We start from the raw sequence: 18722 nt of genomic DNA, 5'->3' as shown, positions 1-18722 counted from the left end.
CGGGGCCGCGGCTCAGGACGTGAGCGTGGCGGGGGTCAGCTCGGCGCCCCAGTCGACGAACCGGCCGAGCCCGTCGAACCGGGCGCGGGCGCGGCCTCCGCCGGGGAGCCGCGCCTCGGTCAGCACGTCGCTCTGCCGGTAGGGGACGCGGTGGTGCGCGAGCAGCCCGGCGAGCGTCAGCCGCGGCTCCTGCGGGAACAGCCCGGCCGCGCTCGCCAGCAGCCGCGGCACCGGGATCGGGTCCCAGCCCGCGAGCGGCACCTGAGGGTCGTCGACGTGCAGGTAGGCGGAGCCGCCGTCGTAGCCGGCGCCGATGTAGCCGGCCCCGCCGAGGACGCCGCCCGCCGCCATCGCGACGAGCTCGCCGCCGTGCCCCGCCGGCCCCTCGTACCACGACAGGTCGATCTCCGCGGTGGTGAACTCCGGGATGCCGAGCCGCTCGCCGGCGGCGCGGATCGCGAGCGTGGGAACGACGGCGGGGTGCGCCTCCCCGAACTGCGGGTTCGCCCAGCCCCACAGCCAGGTGCGCTCGCGCGCCGCGTAGCTGCCGAGAAGCGAGACGCGCACGGTCACGCCGCCGCTGGTGTAGGCGCGCGCCGTCAGATCGGCGCTCCAGTCCTCCCTCGGGAGGTACTCCGCGAGCGTCTCCTGCTGCTGCAGGACGACCGCCGCCCGTGCGGCGCCGAGACGTTCGAACGCGGGGCTGAATCCGGACATGTCGCGCACATTATCCTGTGTAGATGGCAGTCCCGGCCCCCTGCGCCCGCCCGCCGGCCCGCTCCGTGACCGTTCCCGGGCGAACGCGGCATCGCCTCGCGGTCCGCTCGGCGCGGCTCGCCTCCGGCTTCGCCGCACCGACCGGGTATCGCGCTCGCGTGGGTGCTGGGGTCATGGTGATCAGGCCTTAGGCTTGCATCGTTCGAAGTCGGACCTTCGGACACGGTTTCCATGAGGAGCGTACGAGGTGCGGGGACGGGCGGGGAAGGTTTTGACCCTGTTTCTCCGTCGTGACTTGGCGACCGGCGCGGTGACCGCCCTCATCGTGGCCGTTCTCGGGCCGCTCGCCGGACTGCTCTGGGCGAGGACCGCCCCGGCGGTGACCTACGTGATCATCCGTGGGCAGGCGCTGCCGGCCGATCCGGAGGGGCAGGGGCCGATCACGATCGACGCCCGGTTCGGGCTGATCTGCTCCGCCGCCGGGCTGGTGTGCGGGGGGCTGGCGTACCTGGCGGGGCGGCGTTTCGACGACGTGGCGCTGATGGTGGGGCTCGCCCTGGGCGGCACCGCCGCCGCCGTCCTCGCCTGGCGGACGGGCCACAACGTCGGGCTGGACGCGTTCGAGGCCGCCGCCCGCACCGCCCGCGACGGCGCGACGGTCACCGGGATCGCGGACGTGCGGGCCAAGGGCCTGCTCATGGCCTGGCCGCTGTTCGGCGTCGCCGCCTACGGCGTGCTCGAACTGGTCGTCCGGCGGCTACCGGGCGATCGGGGCGACGCGGGCGCCGGTGAGCCGGACGAGGTCGCCGGGGGCGAGCTCGATCTGAAGGCCGCGCCGTCCGGCGGAGACGTAGACGGTCCGGAGCGCTGACACCGACGCGTCGATCACGGCGGGCAGCCGGCGGCGCTGGCCGAGCGGGCTGATCCCGCCGACGACGTAGCCGGTGGCGCGCTCGGCGTCGGCCGGGTCCGCCATCGCGGCGCGCTTGCCGCCCGCCGCGGCGGCGAGCGCCTTCAGATCCAGGCCGGCGGAGACCGGGACGATCCCGACGGTGAGGGCCCCGTCGACGGCCGCGACGAGGGTCTTGAAGATCTGCTCGCCGGTGATGCCGAGCGCGGCGGCCGCGGCCTCGCCGTAGGACGCGATCTCCGGGTCGGGCTCGTACGGGTGGAGGGTGAACTCGATCTTCGCCTTGGTGGCGGCGACGGTCGCCGGGGTCCCGCCGCCGCCCTTCGTCTTGGACATGCGCCCAGTCTGCCGTGTGCCGGTCAGTTCGGGTTGAACGAGCCGTCCAGGAACTGCCCGGCCGGGACCATCGGCAGGACGTCCAGGAGGCGGTTCTCCCGGGCGAGCAGGTGCGCCTCGGCGCGCAGCCGGAGCGCGGCGTCCTCGCACTCCAGCAGCCGCTGCTTGTCGTGGCCGTCCAGTACGGCCGCCGCCGCGATCGCGTACGAGAGCCCGACCGGATCGTCCGGCGGCTCCAGCGACTCCGCGATCCCGCCCGGCCCCGCCGCGGCCGCCAGCCGCCGCCGGTACAGGGCGAACAGCAGCCGGACGCGCCGCGCGACCGCCTCGGCGTCCGCGCCGGGCTCCTCCGGCAGCAGGTCCACCTCGCCCTGCAGGTAGGGGCGCGACCGGTCGAGGCCCTTCAGCCGGAACCGGCGGGTGCCGACGGTGACGACGTCGTAGCGGCCGTCGGGGTGCGGGGTCACCTCGCGCAGCTCGGCGAGGCAGCCGACCTCGGCGAGGCGGTGCGCGGCCTCGGCGCCGACCTCGTGCCCGAGCTCGATGCCGATCACGCCGAACGCCCGCGGCTCGGGCCGGTCGAGCAGGTCGCCGACCAGCAGCCGGTAGCGCTCCTCGAACAGGTGCAGCGGCAGCACCAGCCCGGGGAACAGGACGGTGCCCAGGGGGAAGAGCGGCACCCTCTCGATCACCGGTCCTCCCCGCCCGCGTCCGGCGCCGTGCGGCGCCACCGTCCGCCCCAGGGTACGTCGGGAGCGATGATCTTGGTAAGGGGTCATTTTTCACAGTGTGAAGTGACAGGTACGGCCTTCATCCCCTGGATCGCGCCGGGGTGGAGGTTCCGAAAAAGCCGATACGGTCGCGTCCATGAGGATGCTCGTGGTGGACGCCTTCGCCTCCCGCCCGTTCACGGGCAACCCCGCGGGCGTGTGCCTGCTCGACGGCCCCGCGGACCCCGGCTGGATGCAGCGGGTCGCGGCCGAGATGCGGCACTCGGAGACGGCCTTCGTCCGCCCCCTGGAGGGCGATCCCGAGGCCGGCCACGAGCTGCGGTGGTTCACCCCGTTCATCGAGGTGGCGCTGTGCGGGCACGCCACCCTCGCGAGCGCCCACGCCCTCTACGCCACCGGCGCCGTCGCGCCCGGCGAGCCGATCCGGTTCCGGACGCTTCGCAGCGGCGTCCTGACGGTCACCGGCGCCGGCGGGGAGCTGTCCATGGACTTCCCCGCCCAGCCCGCGGCGCCCGCCGAGGTGCCGGACGGGCTGGCAGAAGCCCTCGGGCTCGACGTCCTGGGCGCCGGCCGCAACGCCCAGGACGACCTGCTCGTCGAGGTCGCCGACGAGGCCGCCGTCCGCGGCGCCGCTCCCGACACCGCCGCCGTCGCCCGGATCGACGCCCGCGGAGTGATCGTCACCGCGGCGGCCGATCCGGGCGCCGGCCACGACTTCGTCTCCCGGTTCTTCGGCGCGAAGGCCCTCGGCGGCGAGGAGGACCCGGTGACCGGGTCCGCGCACTGCGCCCTCGCGCCCTTCTGGGCGGCCCGCCTGGGCCGCGACTCGCTGGTGGGCTACCAGGCGTCCGAACGCGGCGGGCACATCCGCGCGACCCTGCGCGGCGACCGCGTGATCCTGTCCGGGACGGCCGTGACCGTCCTCGACGGGACCCTCACCGCGGGGCCGTGACGTGCGTCTCGGCACCTGAGACGAGGCGCGAGGGGGCGGCAGCACTCCGTAGACTGGGCGGGTGATTTCCCGTATCGACCTGCGCGGCTCGCTTCCCGGCGACCTGCGCTCCGTGCTGCCCCGCGCCGAGCTCGACGTCGAGGCCGCCCTGGACAAGGTGCGGCCCATCTGCGAGGACGTGCGCCATCGCGGCTCGGCGGCGGTGCGGGAGTACACGAGGGCGTTCGACGGGGTAGAGCTGGAGAGCACCCGCGTCCCGGTCGCCGAGATCGGGAAGGCCCTCGCCGAGCTCGACCCGGCCGTCCGCGACGCGCTCGAGGAGAGCATCCGCCGCGCCCGCGCCGTGCACCGCGCGCAGCGCCGCACCGACGTCACCACGCGGGTCGTGCCGGGCGGCACGGTCACCGAGCGGTGGATCCCGGTCGGCCGCGTCGGCCTGTACGTGCCGGGCGGCCGTGCCGTGTACCCCTCCAGCGTCGTGATGAACGTCGTTCCGGCGCAGGAGGCGGGGGTCGCCTCGCTCGCGGTCACCTCGCCCGCCCAGCGGGACTCCGGCGGCCTGCCGCACCCGACGATCCTCGCCGCGTGCGCCCTCCTCGGGGTCGACGAGGTGTACGCCGCCGGCGGCGCGCAGGCGATCGCGATGTTCGCCTACGGCACCGACGAGTGCCCGCGCGCCGATCTGGTCACCGGGCCCGGGAACGTGTACGTCGCCGCCGCCAAACGGCTGCTCAAGGGCGTGATCGGCATCGACGCCGAGGCCGGCCCGACCGAGATCGCGATCCTCGCCGACGCGACCGCCGACGCGGCGGAGGTCGCCGCCGACCTGATCAGCCAGGCCGAGCACGACGTGCTCGCCGCCGCCGTCCTCGTCACCGACTCCGTCCCGCTCGCCGACGCGGTCGAGGCCGAGCTGGCCGCCCAGGCCGGCCGCACCAAGCACACCGAGCGGATCACCGAGGCGCTCGCCGGGCGGCAGTCCGGCATCGTCCTCGTGGACGGCGTCGAGGAGGGCCTGAAGGTCGTCGACGCCTACGCCGCCGAGCACCTGGAGATCCACACCGCGGACGCCGCGGCCGTCGCGGCCCGGGTGCGCAACGCCGGGGCGGTCTTCGTCGGCCGGTGGGCGCCGGTGTCGCTCGGCGACTATCTCGCCGGGTCCAACCACGTCCTGCCGACCGGCGGGTGCGCGTGCCACTCGTCCGGGCTGTCGGTGCAGTCGTTCCTGCGCGGCGTCCACGTCGTCGAGTACGACCGCGACGCCCTCGCCGAGGCCACCGGACGCGTCGTCGCGCTCGCCGAGGCCGAGGACCTGCCCGCGCACGGCGCCGCCCTCAAGGCCCGGTTCGGCTGGGAGATCCCGTCGTGACGTCGCTGGACGATCTCCCGATCAGGGACGACCTGCGCGGCAAGGAGCCCTACGGGGCGCCGCAGCTCGACGTCCCGTACGCGCTGAACACCAACGAGAACCCGTACCCGCCGTCCGAGCGCCTGGTGAAGGCCCTCGGCGACGCGGTCGCGGACGTCGCCGGGACCCTGAACCGCTACCCCGACCGGGACGCGGTCGCGCTCCGCGCCGACCTCGCCGCGTTCCTCGACACCGACACGCCGGGCGCGGGCCTGACGGTCGACCGGGTGTGGGCCGCGAACGGGTCCAACGAGATCCTGCTGCAGATCCTGCAGGCGTTCGGCGGGCCGGGCCGCACCGCGCTCGGGTTCGAGCCCTCCTACTCCATGCACCCGGTCATCACGGAGGTGTCCGGCACCCGCTGGGTGAACGCGTTCCGCGACGAGGACTTCGGGCTTGAGGCCGCACGCGCCGTCGCGGCCGTCGAGGAGCACCGGCCCGACGTCGTGTTCCTCACCTCGCCGAACAACCCGACGGGCACCGCCCTCACCCTCGACGCGATCAAGGCCGTCCTGGAGGTCGCGCCCGGCATGGTCGTCGTGGACGAGGCGTACGCCGAGTTCCGCCGGTCGGGCACCCCGTCCGCGCTGACCCTGCTGGACGGGCACCCCCGCCTCATCGTCACCCGGACCATGTCGAAGGCGTTCGCGATGGCCGGGGCCCGGCTCGGGTACCTCGCCGCCGATCCGGCCGTCGTCGAGGCGCTGCTGCTCGTCCGGCTGCCCTACCACCTGTCGGCCGTGACGCAGGCCGTCGCCCGCACCGCCCTCGCCCACGGCGAGGAGCTGCTCGGCGGCGTCGAGGCGCTGCGCCGCGAGCGCGACGACCTCGTCGGATGGCTGCGCGCCGAGGGGCTCACGGTCGCCGACTCCGATGCCAACTTCGTCCTGTTCGGGACGTTCCCCGACCGCCGCGCGGTGTGGGAGGGCCTCCTCGAACGGGGCGTCCTGATCCGCGAGGTCGGCCCGCCCGAGTGGCTGCGGGTGAGCGTCGGCACCCCGGCGGAGATGGCCGCCTTCCGCACCGCACTTAAGGAGAGCCTGTGACGCGCAAGGGCAGAGTCGAGCGCGGGACCAAGGAGACCACGGTCCTCGTCGAGATCGACCTCGACGGGACCGGCCTGGTCGACGTGGCGACCGGCGTGGGGTTCTTCGACCACATGCTCGCCCAGCTCGGCAAGCACGGCTCCTTCGACCTGACCGTCAAGACCACCGGCGACCTGCACATCGACAGCCACCACACGATCGAGGACACCGCGATCGCGCTCGGCCAGGCGTTCCGCGAGGCGCTCGGCGACAAGGCGGGCATCCGCCGGTTCGCCGACGCGTCGATCCCGCTGGACGAGTCGCTCGCCCAGGTCACCGTGGACGTGTCCGGCCGCCCCTACCTCGTGCACAGCGAGCCGGACGGCATGGCCCCGATGATCGGCCCCGAGTACGACACCACCATGACCCGGCACATCCTGGAGTCGTTCGTGTCGCACGCGCGGGTCGCGCTGCACGTCCACGTCCCGTACGGGCGCAACGCCCACCACATCGTCGAGGCCCAGTTCAAGGCCCTCGCGCGGGCGCTGCGCGACGCCGTCGCGTTCGACCCGAAGGTGCACGGCGTCCCGTCGACCAAGGGGGCGCTGTAACCGTGGAGATCGGCGGAGCCGAGTTCACCTACGCGAACGTCGCGCTGTTCGCGGTCGCCGTGTTCCTGCTGGCGGGCGTCTACAGCTTCATCAAGCAGGGCCTGAAGATCGCCGCGCTGATCGTGCTGGTGCTGGCGGGGCTCGCGATCACCGGGGGAGTGATGTGGCTGTGAGCCCCCCCGAGGTGGTCGTCCTCGACTACGGGTCGGGGAACCTGCGGTCCGCCGAGCGGGCCCTCGCCCGCGCGGGCGCGTCCGTGACCGTCACCGCCGACCGGGACGCGGCGCTCGCCGCCGACGGCCTCGTCGTGCCCGGCGTCGGCGCGTTCGCCGCCTGCATGGCCGGCCTGCGGGAGGTGCGGGGCGACCAGATCATCGGCCGGCGGCTGTCCGGCGGACGGCCCGTCCTCGGAATCTGCGTCGGGATGCAGATCCTCTTCGCCAAGGGGATCGAGCACGGCGTCACCACCGAGGGCTGCGCCGAATGGCCGGGCACGGTCGAGCACCTCGAGGCGCCCGTCGTCCCGCACATGGGCTGGAACACCGTGGACGCCCCCGAGGGGTCCGTCCTGTTCCGCGGCATGGACGCGGCCACCCGGTTCTACTTCGTCCACTCCTACGGGGTCCGCCGCTGGGAGCTGGAGCCCGACCCGGCCGGGAACCTGGCGCCGCCGCTCGTGACGTGGGCCGAGCACGGCGACCGGTTCGTCGCCGCCGTGGAGAACGGCCCGCTGTGCGCCACGCAGTTCCACCCGGAGAAGTCCGGCGAGGCGGGCGCGCTGCTCCTGCGCAACTGGCTCTCCACCCTTACCTGACCGCTCTTTCCGACCGCCTTCCTCAGGGATGTCCGCATGACTCTGACGCTCCTTCCCGCCGTCGACGTCGCCGACGGCCGGGCCGTCCGCCTGGTCCAGGGCGAGGCCGGCACCGAGACCTCCTACGGCGCGCCGCTCGACGCCGCCCTGGCCTGGCAGGAGGCGGGAGCGGAGTGGATCCATCTGGTCGACCTGGACGCGGCGTTCGGCCGCGGCTCCAACCGGGAGCTGCTGGCCGAGGTGACCGGGCGCCTCGACGTGAAGGTGGAGCTGTCCGGCGGCATCCGGGACGACGCGTCCCTGGAGGCCGCCCTCGCGACCGGCTGCGCCCGCGTCAACATCGGCACGGCCGCGCTGGAGGACCCCGACTGGTGCCGCAAGATCATCGCTTCGCACGGCGAGCAGATCGCCGTCGGCCTGGACGTGCGCGGCACGACGCTCGCCGCCCGCGGCTGGACCCGCGACGGCGGCGACCTGTGGGACGTCCTCGCCCGTCTCGAGGACGACGGCTGCCCGCGCTACGTCGTCACCGACGTCACCAAGGACGGCACTCTGCGCGGCCCGAACACCGAGCTGCTCCGCGAGGTGTGCGCGCGCACCGACAAGCCGGTCGTCGCGTCCGGCGGCGTCTCGTCGCTGGACGACCTGCGCGAGCTCGCCAAGCTGGTCGGCGCCGGAGTCGAGGGCGCGATCGTCGGGAAGGCGCTGTACGCGCAGGCGTTCACGCTCGAAGAGGCCCTGGAGGCCGTGAAGTGACCGTCGCCGTACGGGTCATCCCGTGCCTGGACGTCGACGCCGGGCGCGTGGTGAAGGGCGTCAACTTCCAGAACCTGCGCGACGCCGGCGACCCCGTCGAGCTGGCCCGCCGCTACGACGCGGAGGGCGCCGACGAGCTGACGTTCCTCGACATCACCGCGTCCAGCGGCGACCGCGAGACCACCTACGACGTCGTCCGCCGGACCGCCGAGCAGGTGTTCATCCCGCTCACGGTCGGCGGCGGCGTCCGCGCCGTCGAGGACGTCGACCGGCTGCTGCGCGCGGGCGCCGACAAGGTCTCGGTGAACACGGCCGCGATCGCCCGCCCGGAGTTCCTCCGCGAGGCGGCGCACCGGTTCGGGTCGCAGTGCATCGTCCTTTCCGTGGACGCCCGCCGGGCCGAGGGGACGGAGTCCGGGTTCGAGGTCACGACGCACGGCGGCCGCAAGGGCACCGGGATCGACGCGATCGAGTGGGCCCGGCGCGGCCAGGACCTCGGCGTGGGGGAGATCCTCCTCAACTCGATGGACGCCGACGGCACGAAGAACGGCTTCGACCTGGAGATGCTCGCTCGCGTCCGGGAGGCCGTCACCGTGCCGGTCATCGCGTCCGGCGGCGCCGGGGCGCTGGAGCACTTCGCGCCGGCCGTCGCGGCGGGCGCCGACGCCGTCCTCGCCGCGAGCGTCTTCCACTTCGGCGACCTCAAGATCTCCGACGTGAAGGGCGCGCTCGCGGACGCCGGCCACCCGGTCCGCTAGCCGCCCGGGTCCTCGGCGGGGTCGGGGACGACCGTCTCGGCCGGGCCGTCGACGATCGGCAGGATGATCGCGGACGGCCGGTCGGGGTCGTGGAACACCTCCTGGCGGGCGTCCACCATCGTGCGGGCCGTGATGAGCGGCTCGCCGGTGCCGGGGTTCGGGGCGACCTTCGGGTGCGCGCCGCTCGCCACGTGGACGCGGACGCGGTGGCCGGGCTGGAACCGGTGCCCGGTCGGCCACATGTCGATCGCGACGCGGCGCGTCCCGTCCGTCCCGATCGGCTTCTCCTCGAACGCGGGGAGCCGCAGGCCGCCCTCGCACACGTTGCGGGACGTGCCGTCCGGTGCGACGTCGCAGAGCCGGACGATGAAGTCGGTGTGCTCCCGGTCGGAGCGGACGAACAGGTCGGCGCCGACCGGTCCGATGACGTCCAGCGCCTCGGTGAGCTCGGGCGAGGTGAACACGAGCACGTCGGCGCGGCGTTCCAGCGGACGGTTGTCGACCGGTTTGGAGCTGCCGAGGAGCGTCGGCCCGCCGAGCGCGGGCGTGGGCCGCGCGGGGTCGAAGCGGTACCGGGACGGCTCGGCGCGCTGCGGGCCGTCCGGTCCCAGCCCGCCGCCCGCGTGCAGGTGCCAGCGCTCCTGCCGCATCGCGGGCGGCGGCCAGTCCCGGTAGTGCCGCCACTCGCGCGCCCCCGTCACGTACAGCCGGACGGGGTCGGCGCGCAGCCCGGACGGGTCGCCGCGCAGGTGCGCCCGGAACCAGGCGAGCGACTCGCGGATCGCCACGAGGCCGTGCCGGGCGTCGGCGTGCCACCACGGCCCGATCGTGAGGTACGGACGGTGCCCCGCGGCCCGCAGCGCCAGGTAGTCGCGCAGCTCCCACGGCAGGAACACGTCATACCAGCCGCCGAGGAGGGTGACGGGCGCCTCGACCGCACCGACCCGTCCGCTGAAGTCGCGCTTGTCCCAGTACGGCGAGTCGGGAGAGCCGTGGTGGGTGAGGAGGTCCTGGTAGAACCGCATGGGCGCGCCGCCGGTCAGCACGTCCAGGTCGGCGAGCGGGCGGCCGGTCCCGGCCGCGCGGACCGCGCGGCGCCGCGACAGCAGCGGCGCGGTAAGCATGCCGAACGGCCGCTGCTGCCGGTGCGTGAGGTCCGTCCAGGTCAGCGTGGACTCCAGGGCGAACGACCCGCCGACGTACGCGGCGTCCTGGAACGACGACGCCGTGATCTGTAGCGCCATGGCCTTCAGCTCCGGTCCGGCGTCGACCGCGAGCGCCCATGCCGTGTAGCCGAGGTAGCTGGGGCCGTACACCCCGAACGTGCCGCCGAACCACGGCTGCTCCTTCAGCCACGCGACGGTCGCGACGCCGTCGTCGTGCTCGGCGCCGAGCGGGTCGAACTCGCCGCCGGACCCGAACGTCCCGCGCGCGCTCTGCACGACCAGCTGGAACCCGAACGGCACGAACGGCAGCCCGTTGATCACGGCGGCCGGGCCGCGCCGCCCGTACGGCGTCCGCACCAGGATGGTCGGCGGCGCCTCCCCGCCGGGGCGCCGCGGCCCGGCGGGGGTGTACCGGTCGGCGAGCAGGGTCACGCCGTCCGGCATCGGGACGGGGATGTCGCGCTCGACGGTGATGCGGGGGAGCCCCGGCCGGCGGAGCCGGTCGAGGGGGCCGGGCCGGCGGAGCCGGTCGAGGGGGGCGGGCATGCGGTCCCTGGGGGCCATGCTGTCTCCCGATCGGGGGGCTACTCCTTGGTAACCGTATCCGCTCAGTCCACATCCGGAACCTTCCGGCGTGAGCGTTATGGCGGGCGCGGCGGGCGTCTGGGATCGTGGACGCACGCCTCCTGGAAGACGTGACGCGGGGAGACCGAGATGTGGCCTGGAGCGAACGTGGGACCGCCGCCGCCGATGGGCGCGCCCCGGCCCGCCCCGGCGAGGATCAGGCCCAGGGCGGGCTGGTACGCCCTCCCGATCGGCCTGGTCGCCGCGGCGCTCATCGGGTTCCTCGTCGTGCTCCTCCTCGTCGCCGACGAGATGGACACCGCCGACGGCGAGCCGGTGACCGGCGACCCGCGCACCGGCGTCACCGTGCAGCTCACCGAAGGCGCCGGCTACTTCGTCTACGTCCGGGAGAACGGCACGGACCCCCTGTCGTGCACGGTCACCGTGGGGGAGACGTCCGGGGCGGTCGAGCTGACGCGCAAGAACGCGTGGAGCGCATCCGCGCGCGACTCCTACCGGTACTCCGCGTCGTTCACCGCGCCCGTCACGGGTGAGGCGAAGCTGGCCTGCCGCGGCGCGGACGGCACCGTCATGGTCACCCCGGACGACACCGCCTTCGGCTACCTCGGCATCGCGATGCTCGCCGGCATCGGCGTCTCGATCCTCGCCGTCATCGCCTTCATCGTCATCATGGTCCGGCGGGGCTCGGCCAAGCGCCGCGCCGCCGTCTTCGGGTACTGACCGTCAGGCGGTGAGCTCGCGCTGCAGGGGGGTGCGGAACCGGGGGACCGCGCGGACGTCGCCGTACCAGGCGGCCATGCGGGCGGCCTCCCGCTCGACGGCGGCCGCGGCCTCGGCGCCCGCGTCCTCCAGGAGCCGGAACGCGATCTCGCCGTCCGCGCGCTGAGCCCACCCGCCCACGATCCGGCCGTCCCACCAGACCGTGGGGCCGATGTTGCCGCTGCGGTCGAACAGGGCGGCGCGGTGGTCGCCGAGGAACCAGTCGCGGTTCTGCCAGCCCATCGGCGTCGGGTCGAGCGCGGGCAGCAGCGCCGCCCACGGCTCGGGGGCGGCGACGGGCTCCAGGTCGTCGGCCAGGACGATCCCCGCCGCGCCGTCGAGATCGACGTCCGCGACGTCCAGCGGGGCGAGGGCCTTGGCGACGTCGCCTGCGGTCCAGCCCGTCCACCACTTGAGGTCGGAGACCGGGGCCGGGCCGAACGCGCGCAGCCACCGCCGGACGAGCTCGGTGCGGGCCTGCGCGGGCGGAACGTCGGGGACGCCGCCGGGCAGCCACGCCTCGACCGGCGCCCACCGGTAGCGGCTGCTCGCCCATGACCCGTCCGGCCGCCCCCGGACGATGCGCCCCGCGCAGCCGAGCGTCACCAGCACCCACGTGGTGATGTTCATGGGCTTGGAGTAGGACTTGCCGGGCGCCGGGTTCACCCGCGTCCGCAGCACGGGCACGTCGGCGCCCAGCTGCGCGCCGGTGGCCTCGCCGCGCGCCAGCAGCGCGTCGTGCGCCGCCTCCTCCGCCGCCGCCCACCAGGCCGCGACGTCGTCGGTGATCCCCGCCTGCTCGATGAACCGGCCGTAGGTGCGGCGCTGCTTGGCGGCGAGCGCCGTGGCCGTGGACGCCTGCAGCACCGGGACGAGCTCGGTCGGCGCGACGAACATCGTCCGGCGCATCGCGAGCATCCGCAGCAGCGTCCGGTCGTCGTACAGCGCCCGCTCGACGTCGGCCGGGCCGGCGGTGCGGGTGCGGGCCGCCACCGACAGGAACACCGTCGCCGGGTCGGTGGCGTGCAGCACCACCAGCGACCGGACCACGTCCAGGACGTCGTCGGTGCGGTCGCCGGCCGCGAGCCGGTGCCGCACGCCGAGCCGGGCCCGCCGTTCCGCCACGCTGATCGAACGCATGAGCGAATCCTAGCGGTCCCCGCGCCCGGATCAGCCCGGATTGTTGGAGATCTTCACGACGACCTGGTCCTTCGTGACGGACTGGACCGAGATGTCCATCCCCTCGGCCTGCTCGCCCTGCCCGACGGGCACCGTCACGGTCTGACCGCCGATCTTCATCGTGACGTTCTGCCCCTGCACGTCGACCAGCTCGGCCTTGACGCCGAGGATCGTCGCGCTCGCGTTGACGCCCCGCTCGAACGTCACGGTGCAGGCGTTCACGCTGCACTCCGTGGTGGCGTTCTCGCTGCTGCACGCGGTCAGGCCGGCGAGCGGGAGGAGGGCGAGGGGGAGGACCGTCAGCTTGCGGCGCAGGGAGAGGCTCATGCGGCCGAGTCTAGGGCGTCGCCCACCGCTCCGCCCTGCCCGTCCGGGGGACGACGCCGCCTCAGGAGCGCGACGGCGCGCCGTGCCCGGTGTGGGAGCCGCCGTGCTGGTCGCCCGCCACGATGCTGCCGCCGAGGTCCGTGCGGAGCGACTCCAGCGTCCGATGCGTCCCGACCGCGATCCAGCGCGGCCCGACGAGGTACTGCCCGCCCCACGGCTTCGCCTCCGTCAGCCACGCGTCGCGGCCCTGGTCGGTGGTGAAGCTCACCAGGACGTAGCGGCCCCGGGAGTTCGTGCAGTTGCCCTGCTGCAGCTCCGCCGCCTTCCGCTTGCCGGCGAGGTCGCACCCCGTCCGCGCGGCGAGCTCGTCGAGGGTCGCGGGGGTGCCCGCGCGGTCGCCCGCACCGGTCGCGGTCTTCGCGCCCGCCGAGCAGCCGGCCGTCAGCGCCAGCGCGGCGGCGCCCAGCAATGCGCAGGCCAGCGCCCTTGGACGGTGCGTGGAGCCCATGGTCTCGTCCTCCCGGGGTGAGGTACTCGATTCGACGGGGAGATACGCGCCCCGCCCCGGAAAGGTTCAGCCCGCGCCTACAGGAGGCGTGCGGCGGCGATGGCGCGGACGGCGGGGTCCTCGGCGGCGTCGAGCTCGAGGCGGCGCAGCCGCGTGCGGGTGTCGCGGGTGAGGGGGGCGAGGCGGGCGGCCTCCTGCCGCGCCTTCTCCTCGCAGTCCCAGAGGGCCTCGACCGTATGGGCCTCGGCGGTGTGGGGGGCGGTCCGGGCCAGCGCGGTGAGCACACGCGGCCGCAGGAACGCGTAGGTGGTCTCGGTCCAGGCCGTCTTGAGCAGGTCCACGGCCTCGCCGGCGCGGAGCCGCCCGAGCCCCTCGACGGGACTCGCGGCGCCCGTCCAGTCGCGCCGCTCGACGGCGCCGCGCAACTCGTCCATGAGCAGCGGGATGTCCTGGCGGGTGCCGTGCCGGGCGACGATCCGCAGGCCGAGGCCGGCGCAGCCGCCGCCTTCGGCCGCCCAGGCGCGCGCCCGCGGCAGGCTTTCGGGCCCGTAGTCGCCGAGGGCCCGGCACACGGCGCCGCCGGCGCGGCTGGGCCGCTGCCGCAGCAGCTCCTCGGCGAGGTCGAGCAGTGCGGGCGCGCGCCGGCGGCCCAGCTCGAAGATGGCGGCGACCGCGCCGGCGTCCCGCCCCCGCGCCAGGTCGAGCAGCTCGTCGTCGGTGCGCTCGGGGCGCCGGACGGAGGCGGGCACCGGCCGGCGGGTCCGCTCCGGGTCGAGCCGCCGCGCCAGCGCCGCCGCGATCCGCGGCCGGGACGCCGCCCACGCCTCGATCACCGGGCCGGGCGGCCCGGTCAGCAGCATGTCCAGTTCCGCCTCGTCGCAGCGGTCCGCCACGACGGCGTCCAGCCCCGCCGCCAGGCCCGGGTCGCCGAGGGCCACCAGCGTCTCCACGGCGGCGAACCAGTGCTCGCCGTCCTCGGCGTACCGGCGCAGCGGGACGGCCGCCTCCCGTCTGCTCAGCCGCACCAGATCGGCCAGGACGTCCAGCGCCAGCCGCACCCGCCCTTCATCGGCGCCGGCGTCGCGGGCGTCGTCGCGGGGAGTCGCGCCGGAGGGGAGGCCGGGTTCGCCGGCCGGGTCGAACAGGTGCTCCGCGACCGGGCCGGTCGGCAACTCGAGATCGACCATGAGCCGGGCGTAGTACAGGCTGCGCGCCTCGCAGCGCGGATCCCGCCGTGGATCGCTGCGCACGCAGTCGTACACGTACTCGCCCGCGCCGGGCGTGTCCGCGGCGCGCCGCGCCGCCCTGCCGAGCCCCCGCTGCAGCTGACCGCGCAGCGTGCCCGCCGATTCCCACTCGACCTCGTTGTTCACCAGGCCAGAATGCGCACCCGATGCGATATCGGGCAAGTTCTTTACCCGGTGCGGTGCCGTCCCCGCCCAAGGTCAGAAGGTCCGCTGGGCCGCCCAGGAGGCGTGCAGGTCCGCGTAGACCCCGGGCACGGCGACCAGTTCGGCGTGCGGGCCGCGCTGCACGATCCGCCCCGCGTCGAAGACGATGACCTCGTCGGCCGACTCAGCGGTCGACAGCCGGTGCGCGATCGCGACCGCCGTACGGCCCCGCGTCGCGCCCTCCAGCGCCCGCTGGATGCGGACCTCCGTCGCCGGGTCGACGGCCGAGGTCGCCTCGTCCAGGACGAGCAGGTCGGGGTCGGCGACGTAGGCGCGGGCCAGCGCGACGAGCTGCCGCTCGCCCGCCGACAGCGACTCGCCGCGCTGCCCGACGGGCGTCGCCAGGCCCAGCGGCAGGCCGTCCAGCCAGTCGGCGAGACCCAGCTCGGTCAGCGCGAGGAGCAGCTCGGCGTCGGACGCCTCCGGCCGCCCGTACCGGATGTTGTCGGCGAGGGAAGCGTCGAACAGGAACCCGTCCTGCGGCACCATCACCACGCGCTCGCGCAGCGACGAGAACCGCACCCGGTCGAGCCTCACCCCGTCGACCAGCACCCGCCCGGACGAGGGGTCCATGAGCCGGGTGAGGAGCTTCGCGAACGTCGTCTTGCCGGACCCGGTCTGGCCGACGATCGCGACGCGGCTGCGCGGCGCGATGTCCACGGTCACGCCGTGCAGGACGGGCGGGCCGCCGGGGTACCCGAACCCGACGTCCTCGAACCGGACCTCGATCGGGCCGCGCGGCAGGACCTCCCCGTCCTCGCCCGGGTCGGCGACGTCCGGGACGGTGTCGAGGACGCCGAGGACCCGCCGCCAGCCCGCGATCGCGTTCTGCGCCTCGTTCAGGACCTCCGTCGCCGTCTGCATGGGGCTGACGAACAGCGTCACCAGGAACAGGAACGCGACGAGCTCCCCGGCGGTCAGCTCCCCGCCGATGCCGAGCAGCACGCCCGCGACCACCACCGCGGCCGTGGCGACCGCCGCGACCAGTTCCCCGACGGGGAACGTCAGCGCGACCATCGCCTGGGCGCGGGCCTGCGCGTCCCGGTGCGCCTCGACGGTCGCGTCGACGCGCCGGCCGGTCCGCTCCTCCGCCGCGTGCGCCCGGATGACCGACGCGCCCACGACCGACTCGCTGACGGCGGCGAGCAGGTCGCCCATCCGCTCCCGCACCCGCGTGTACCGGGCCGACACGATCCGCTGGAAGCGCCGCAGCACGAACGCGAGCGGCAGGAACGCCGCCCACACCAGCAGCGCGAGCTGCCAGGAGTACACCAGCATCAGCACGCTCGCGACGGCGAGCTGCCCCATCGACACGATGAACATCAGCCCGCCGGACTGCATGAACGTGCTGATCTGGTCGACGTCGCCCGTCACCCGCGACACCAGGGCGCCGCGCCGCTCGGTGCTCTGGGTCAGCATCGACAGGTCGTGGACGTGCCGGAACGCCCGCACCCGCAGCGCCGACAGGCCCGCCTCCGAGGTCCGGTACAGCCGGACGTTCATCGCGTACGCGCACACGGCCGTCAGCACCACCGCGACCGCGCACAGCAGCACAGCCGTCCGGACGAACCCGATGTCGGGCCCGCCGGGGCCGCCGAGGCCCCGGTCGATCGTCTGCTGCACGGCGATGGGCACGACGACCCGTCCCGCCGTGGAGAGCAGCGCCAGCGCGATCGTCCCCGGCAGCCCGGCGGCGAACTCCGGGCTGAGCCGCAGCCCCCGCCGCAGGGTGCTCAGCGCCCCCACCGTGGTGGACGTCTGGTCGATCGCCGTCATGTGAGGGCCTCCTCGCCGCCCTGGACCGCGCCCGGATCGGCGTCGCGCTCCGCGTCCCGTTCGACCGCCTCGTGCTCCGCCTCGGCCCGCTCGTACGCGGTGACGAGGTTCCGGTAGCCCTCGGAGCGTTCCAGCAGGTCGGCGTGGGCACCGCGCGCGGTGACGCGGCCGTGCTCCAGGTAGACGACCTCGTCCGCGAGCGCGATCGTGGCCTTCCGGTAGGCGACGACCACGACGGTCGTGCCCGTCCCGGACTCCCGCAGGCCCGCCAGGATCCGCGCCTCCACCTGCGGGTCGACGCTGGACGTCGCGTCGTCCATGACGAGCAGCCGCGGGCGGCGCACCAGCGCGCGGGCCAGGGCGAGGCGCTGCCGCTGCCCGCCCGACAGCGTCGTGCCGCGCTCCCCGACCGGGGTGTCGAGCCCGTCGGCGAGGGCCGCGACGAACCCGTCGGCCTGGGCGAGGCGCAGCGCCTCCCAGATCCGCTCGTCCGACACGTCCAGGCCGAGCGTCACGTTCCCGCGCACCGTGTCGTCGAACAGGAACGTCTGCTGCGGGACGAGCGCCGCCGCCGCGGCCACCCCGCCGCGCCGGACGTCGCGCAGGTCGACGCCGTCCAGCAGGACCGAGCCGTCGGCGGGGTCGACCAGCCGCACCAGCAGCGACGTCAGCGTCGACTTGCCCGACCCGGTCGGGCCCACGACGGCGACCGTCCGGCCGGGCGACGCGCCGAACGACACGTCCCGCAGGACGGCCCGGCCCTCCTCCGTGTCCTCGTAGGAGAACCGGACGTCCCGGACCTCCAGCTCCGCGGCGGCGGCCCCGTCCAGGGCCCCGTCCCCGAACGGCAGGGAGCCGCGGGCGTCCAGGACGCTCCGGACCCGCTCCCAGCCGACGACGCTGCGCGGGACCTCCGCCAGCACCCAGCCGAGCGCCCGGACCGGCCACGCCAGCAGCGTGAACAGGTACGCGACCTGCACCAGGTCGCCGGCCGACATCGCGCCCGCGTCCAGCCGCACCGACCCGATCAGCAGGACGGCCAGGACACCGAGGTTCGGCAGCGCCTCCAGTACCGGGTCGAACAGCCCGCGGATGCGGCCGACCGCCACGTTCGCGTCCCGCAGCGCCTCCGCCCTGTCCAGGAACCGCGCGGTCTCGGCGCGCTCGCGGCCCAGGGTCTTGACGACCAGGCCGCCCTCGAAGCTCTCGTGCGCGACCTCGCTGACCTCCGCGCGCAGCCGCTGGGCGCGGGTCGCGACGGGCGCGAGCCGCCGCTGGTACACCACGTTGATCAGCGCGATGGCGGGGAAGATCAGGAACCCGACCGCCGCCACCGCGACATCGGTCACCAGGATCGACACGGCCGCGATCATCAGCATGAACACCACGCCGACCGCCATCGGCAGCGGCGCGAGCGGCGCCCACGTCGCCTCCACGTCGGCGTTGGCGTTCGACAGCAGCTGCCCGGTCGGGTGCCGGTGGTGCCACGCCAGCGGCAGCCGCAGGTACCGCCGCGTCACAGCGCGCCGGTAGCGGGCCTGCATCCGGTACTGCATGAGGCCGGCGTAGAACCGGCGCCCGGCGACGCCGAGGGCCTTCAGCAGCGCCACTCCCATGATCGCGGCGGCCGCGGCGGCGAGCGCCCCCGCCGTCGTGTGCCCGGACCGGAACGCCGGCAGCACCACCCGCTCGGTCACCTCGCCGAGCACCCGCGCCATCGCGACGGTCGTCACCGCGTACAGCGCGCTCGCGCCGACCGACACCGCGAACACCCGCGGCTCGGCCCGCACCGCCACCCACAGGACCCGCAGCCCCTCCCGCAGGACCTGCGGGTCGACGCGTTTCGTCGGTGGTGGCACGGCGGCTCCTCGGGGTGGCGGCGGCGCCCGGACGCCCCGCGCACCGGCCGGCGGGGGAGCGCGGGCTCGGATATGCCTACCATCCGGCGATGAC

The 18722-nt window shown here is 75.0% G+C and carries 20 protein-coding genes; 10 read left to right on the top strand and 10 right to left on the bottom strand.

All coding sequences use genetic code 11. The features are described from left to right. Window positions 1–12: 12 nt before the first annotated feature. Entirely contained in the window at window positions 13–717 is a 705-nt protein-coding gene (locus IE99_RS0100810) for a DUF6882 domain-containing protein (RefSeq protein WP_037558426.1), read from the bottom strand. A gap of 295 nt (window positions 718–1012) precedes the next feature. On the opposite strand from IE99_RS0100810, the gene IE99_RS28695 reads away from it, so the two are divergent. Further along, window positions 1013–1588 carry a hypothetical protein gene (locus IE99_RS28695; RefSeq protein WP_245623006.1) on the top strand — a complete coding sequence of 192 codons (576 nt, stop codon included), beginning with the start codon at window positions 1013–1015 and terminating at the stop codon, window positions 1586–1588. On the opposite strand, the gene ybaK is transcribed toward IE99_RS28695, so the two are convergent. Together ybaK and IE99_RS0100795 are read right to left on the bottom strand one after the other, a co-directional pair. Further along, window positions 1475–1963 (bottom strand): Cys-tRNA(Pro) deacylase, encoded by a 489-nt coding sequence (gene ybaK, locus IE99_RS30885; protein WP_030144904.1) that lies wholly within the window; start codon window positions 1961–1963, stop codon window positions 1475–1477. The two genes, IE99_RS28695 and ybaK, sit on opposite strands and share 114 nt — an antisense overlap. Before the next feature lie 23 nt (window positions 1964–1986). Beyond that, entirely contained in the window at window positions 1987–2655 is a 669-nt protein-coding gene (locus IE99_RS0100795) for an LON peptidase substrate-binding domain-containing protein (RefSeq protein WP_030144903.1), read from the bottom strand. Window positions 2656–2830: 175 nt separating this feature from the next. Here IE99_RS0100795 and IE99_RS0100790 point away from each other — a divergent pair, with 175 nt between their 5' ends. The 8 genes from IE99_RS0100790 to hisF all read left to right on the top strand — a co-directional run bounded on the left by IE99_RS0100790 (window position 2831) and on the right by hisF (window position 9018). Then, a complete protein-coding gene (locus IE99_RS0100790) occupies window positions 2831–3646 on the top strand; it encodes a PhzF family phenazine biosynthesis protein (RefSeq protein WP_030144902.1) in 816 nt (271 codons plus the stop codon). A 61-nt stretch (window positions 3647–3707) separates the two neighbouring features. Then, window positions 3708–5015: a histidinol dehydrogenase gene (gene hisD / locus IE99_RS0100785; RefSeq protein WP_030144901.1), complete on the top strand. Its 1308-nt coding sequence runs from the start codon at window positions 3708–3710 to the stop codon at window positions 5013–5015. After that, window positions 5012–6100, top strand: a complete 1089-nt coding sequence (locus tag IE99_RS0100780; protein ID WP_030144900.1) for a histidinol-phosphate transaminase — start codon at window positions 5012–5014, stop codon at window positions 6098–6100. Before hisD ends, IE99_RS0100780 begins: the two co-directional genes overlap by 4 nt. Beyond that, window positions 6097–6690 (top strand): imidazoleglycerol-phosphate dehydratase HisB, encoded by a 594-nt coding sequence (gene hisB, locus IE99_RS0100775; RefSeq protein ID WP_030144899.1) that lies wholly within the window; start codon window positions 6097–6099, stop codon window positions 6688–6690. The genes IE99_RS0100780 and hisB overlap by 4 nt, the downstream gene beginning before the upstream one ends. A 2-nt stretch (window positions 6691–6692) precedes the next feature. Next, entirely contained in the window at window positions 6693–6863 is a 171-nt protein-coding gene (locus IE99_RS32305) for a hypothetical protein (protein ID WP_169744373.1), read from the top strand. After that, complete coding sequence (gene hisH / locus IE99_RS0100765) at window positions 6860–7504, top strand: imidazole glycerol phosphate synthase subunit HisH (protein WP_030144898.1); 645 nt, start codon at window positions 6860–6862, stop codon at window positions 7502–7504. Before IE99_RS32305 ends, hisH begins: the two co-directional genes overlap by 4 nt. Before the next feature lie 36 nt (window positions 7505–7540). Next, window positions 7541–8260, top strand: a complete 720-nt coding sequence (priA, locus tag IE99_RS0100760) for a bifunctional 1-(5-phosphoribosyl)-5-((5-phosphoribosylamino)methylideneamino)imidazole-4-carboxamide isomerase/phosphoribosylanthranilate isomerase PriA (RefSeq protein ID WP_030144897.1) — start codon at window positions 7541–7543, stop codon at window positions 8258–8260. Continuing rightward, a complete protein-coding gene (gene hisF, locus IE99_RS0100755; protein ID WP_030144896.1) occupies window positions 8257–9018 on the top strand; it encodes an imidazole glycerol phosphate synthase subunit HisF in 762 nt (253 codons plus the stop codon). The genes priA and hisF overlap by 4 nt, the downstream gene beginning before the upstream one ends. On the opposite strand, the gene IE99_RS0100750 is transcribed toward hisF, so the two are convergent. Continuing rightward, entirely contained in the window at window positions 9015–10748 is a 1734-nt protein-coding gene (locus tag IE99_RS0100750; protein ID WP_030144895.1) for a CocE/NonD family hydrolase, read from the bottom strand. The genes hisF and IE99_RS0100750 overlap by 4 nt on opposite strands. 150 nt (window positions 10749–10898) lie before the next feature. Here IE99_RS0100750 and IE99_RS0100745 point away from each other — a divergent pair, with 150 nt between their 5' ends. Then, on the top strand, window positions 10899–11489 hold the full coding sequence (locus IE99_RS0100745) for a hypothetical protein (RefSeq protein WP_157609948.1): 591 nt from the start codon (window positions 10899–10901) through the stop codon (window positions 11487–11489). 3 nt (window positions 11490–11492) lie between these two features. On the opposite strand, the gene IE99_RS0100740 is transcribed toward IE99_RS0100745, so the two are convergent. The 6 genes from IE99_RS0100740 to IE99_RS0100715 all read right to left on the bottom strand — a co-directional run bounded on the left by IE99_RS0100740 (window position 11493) and on the right by IE99_RS0100715 (window position 18628). Continuing rightward, window positions 11493–12668 (bottom strand): winged helix DNA-binding domain-containing protein, encoded by a 1176-nt coding sequence (locus IE99_RS0100740; RefSeq protein WP_030144893.1) that lies wholly within the window; start codon window positions 12666–12668, stop codon window positions 11493–11495. Between the two features lie 30 nt (window positions 12669–12698). After that, on the bottom strand, window positions 12699–13034 hold the full coding sequence (locus IE99_RS0100735; RefSeq protein WP_030144892.1) for a hypothetical protein: 336 nt from the start codon (window positions 13032–13034) through the stop codon (window positions 12699–12701). A 61-nt stretch (window positions 13035–13095) separates the two neighbouring features. Next, the gene (locus IE99_RS0100730; RefSeq protein WP_157609946.1) at window positions 13096–13542 is read right to left on the bottom strand and encodes a hypothetical protein; all 447 of its coding nucleotides are present in this window, start codon (window positions 13540–13542) and stop codon (window positions 13096–13098) included. Between the two features lie 77 nt (window positions 13543–13619). Continuing rightward, entirely contained in the window at window positions 13620–14915 is a 1296-nt protein-coding gene (locus tag IE99_RS0100725; protein WP_084219188.1) for a hypothetical protein, read from the bottom strand. 72 nt (window positions 14916–14987) lie between these two features. Beyond that, window positions 14988–16769, bottom strand: coding sequence for an ABC transporter ATP-binding protein (locus tag IE99_RS0100720; protein ID WP_030144889.1), 1782 nt, complete (start codon window positions 16767–16769; stop codon window positions 14988–14990). Beyond that, complete coding sequence (locus tag IE99_RS0100715) at window positions 16766–18628, bottom strand: ABC transporter ATP-binding protein (RefSeq protein WP_030144888.1); 1863 nt, start codon at window positions 18626–18628, stop codon at window positions 16766–16768. Before IE99_RS0100715 ends, IE99_RS0100720 begins: the two co-directional genes overlap by 4 nt. Between the last annotated feature and the right edge of the window lie 94 nt (window positions 18629–18722).

Source organism: Spirillospora albida, from assembly GCF_000718255.1.
GTDB classification, from domain to species: Bacteria; Actinomycetota; Actinomycetes; order Streptosporangiales; family Streptosporangiaceae; genus Spirillospora; species Spirillospora albida.
This window is presented reverse-complemented; position numbering and strand designations above follow the sequence as displayed.

Bases quoted from the DNA above. Each gene is read 5' to 3' on its own strand.
- IE99_RS0100730 (WP_157609946.1), bottom strand. From the start codon at position 13,542: ATGGGCTCCACGCACCGTCCAAGGGCGCTGGCCTGCGCATTGCTGGGC.
- IE99_RS0100750 (WP_030144895.1), bottom strand. From the start codon at position 10,748: ATGGCCCCCAGGGACCGCATGCCCGCCCCCCTCGACCGGCTCCGCCGG.
- priA (WP_030144897.1), top strand. From the start codon at position 7,541: ATGACTCTGACGCTCCTTCCCGCCGTCGACGTCGCCGACGGCCGGGCC.
- ybaK (WP_030144904.1), bottom strand. From the start codon at position 1,963: ATGTCCAAGACGAAGGGCGGCGGCGGGACCCCGGCGACCGTCGCCGCC.
- IE99_RS0100810 (WP_037558426.1), bottom strand. From the start codon at position 717: ATGTCCGGATTCAGCCCCGCGTTCGAACGTCTCGGCGCCGCACGGGCG.
- IE99_RS0100745 (WP_157609948.1), top strand. From the start codon at position 10,899: ATGTGGCCTGGAGCGAACGTGGGACCGCCGCCGCCGATGGGCGCGCCC.
- IE99_RS0100735 (WP_030144892.1), bottom strand. From the start codon at position 13,034: ATGAGCCTCTCCCTGCGCCGCAAGCTGACGGTCCTCCCCCTCGCCCTC.
- IE99_RS0100740 (WP_030144893.1), bottom strand. From the start codon at position 12,668: ATGCGTTCGATCAGCGTGGCGGAACGGCGGGCCCGGCTCGGCGTGCGG.
- IE99_RS0100720 (WP_030144889.1), bottom strand. From the start codon at position 16,769: ATGACGGCGATCGACCAGACGTCCACCACGGTGGGGGCGCTGAGCACC.
- IE99_RS0100790 (WP_030144902.1), top strand. From the start codon at position 2,831: ATGAGGATGCTCGTGGTGGACGCCTTCGCCTCCCGCCCGTTCACGGGC.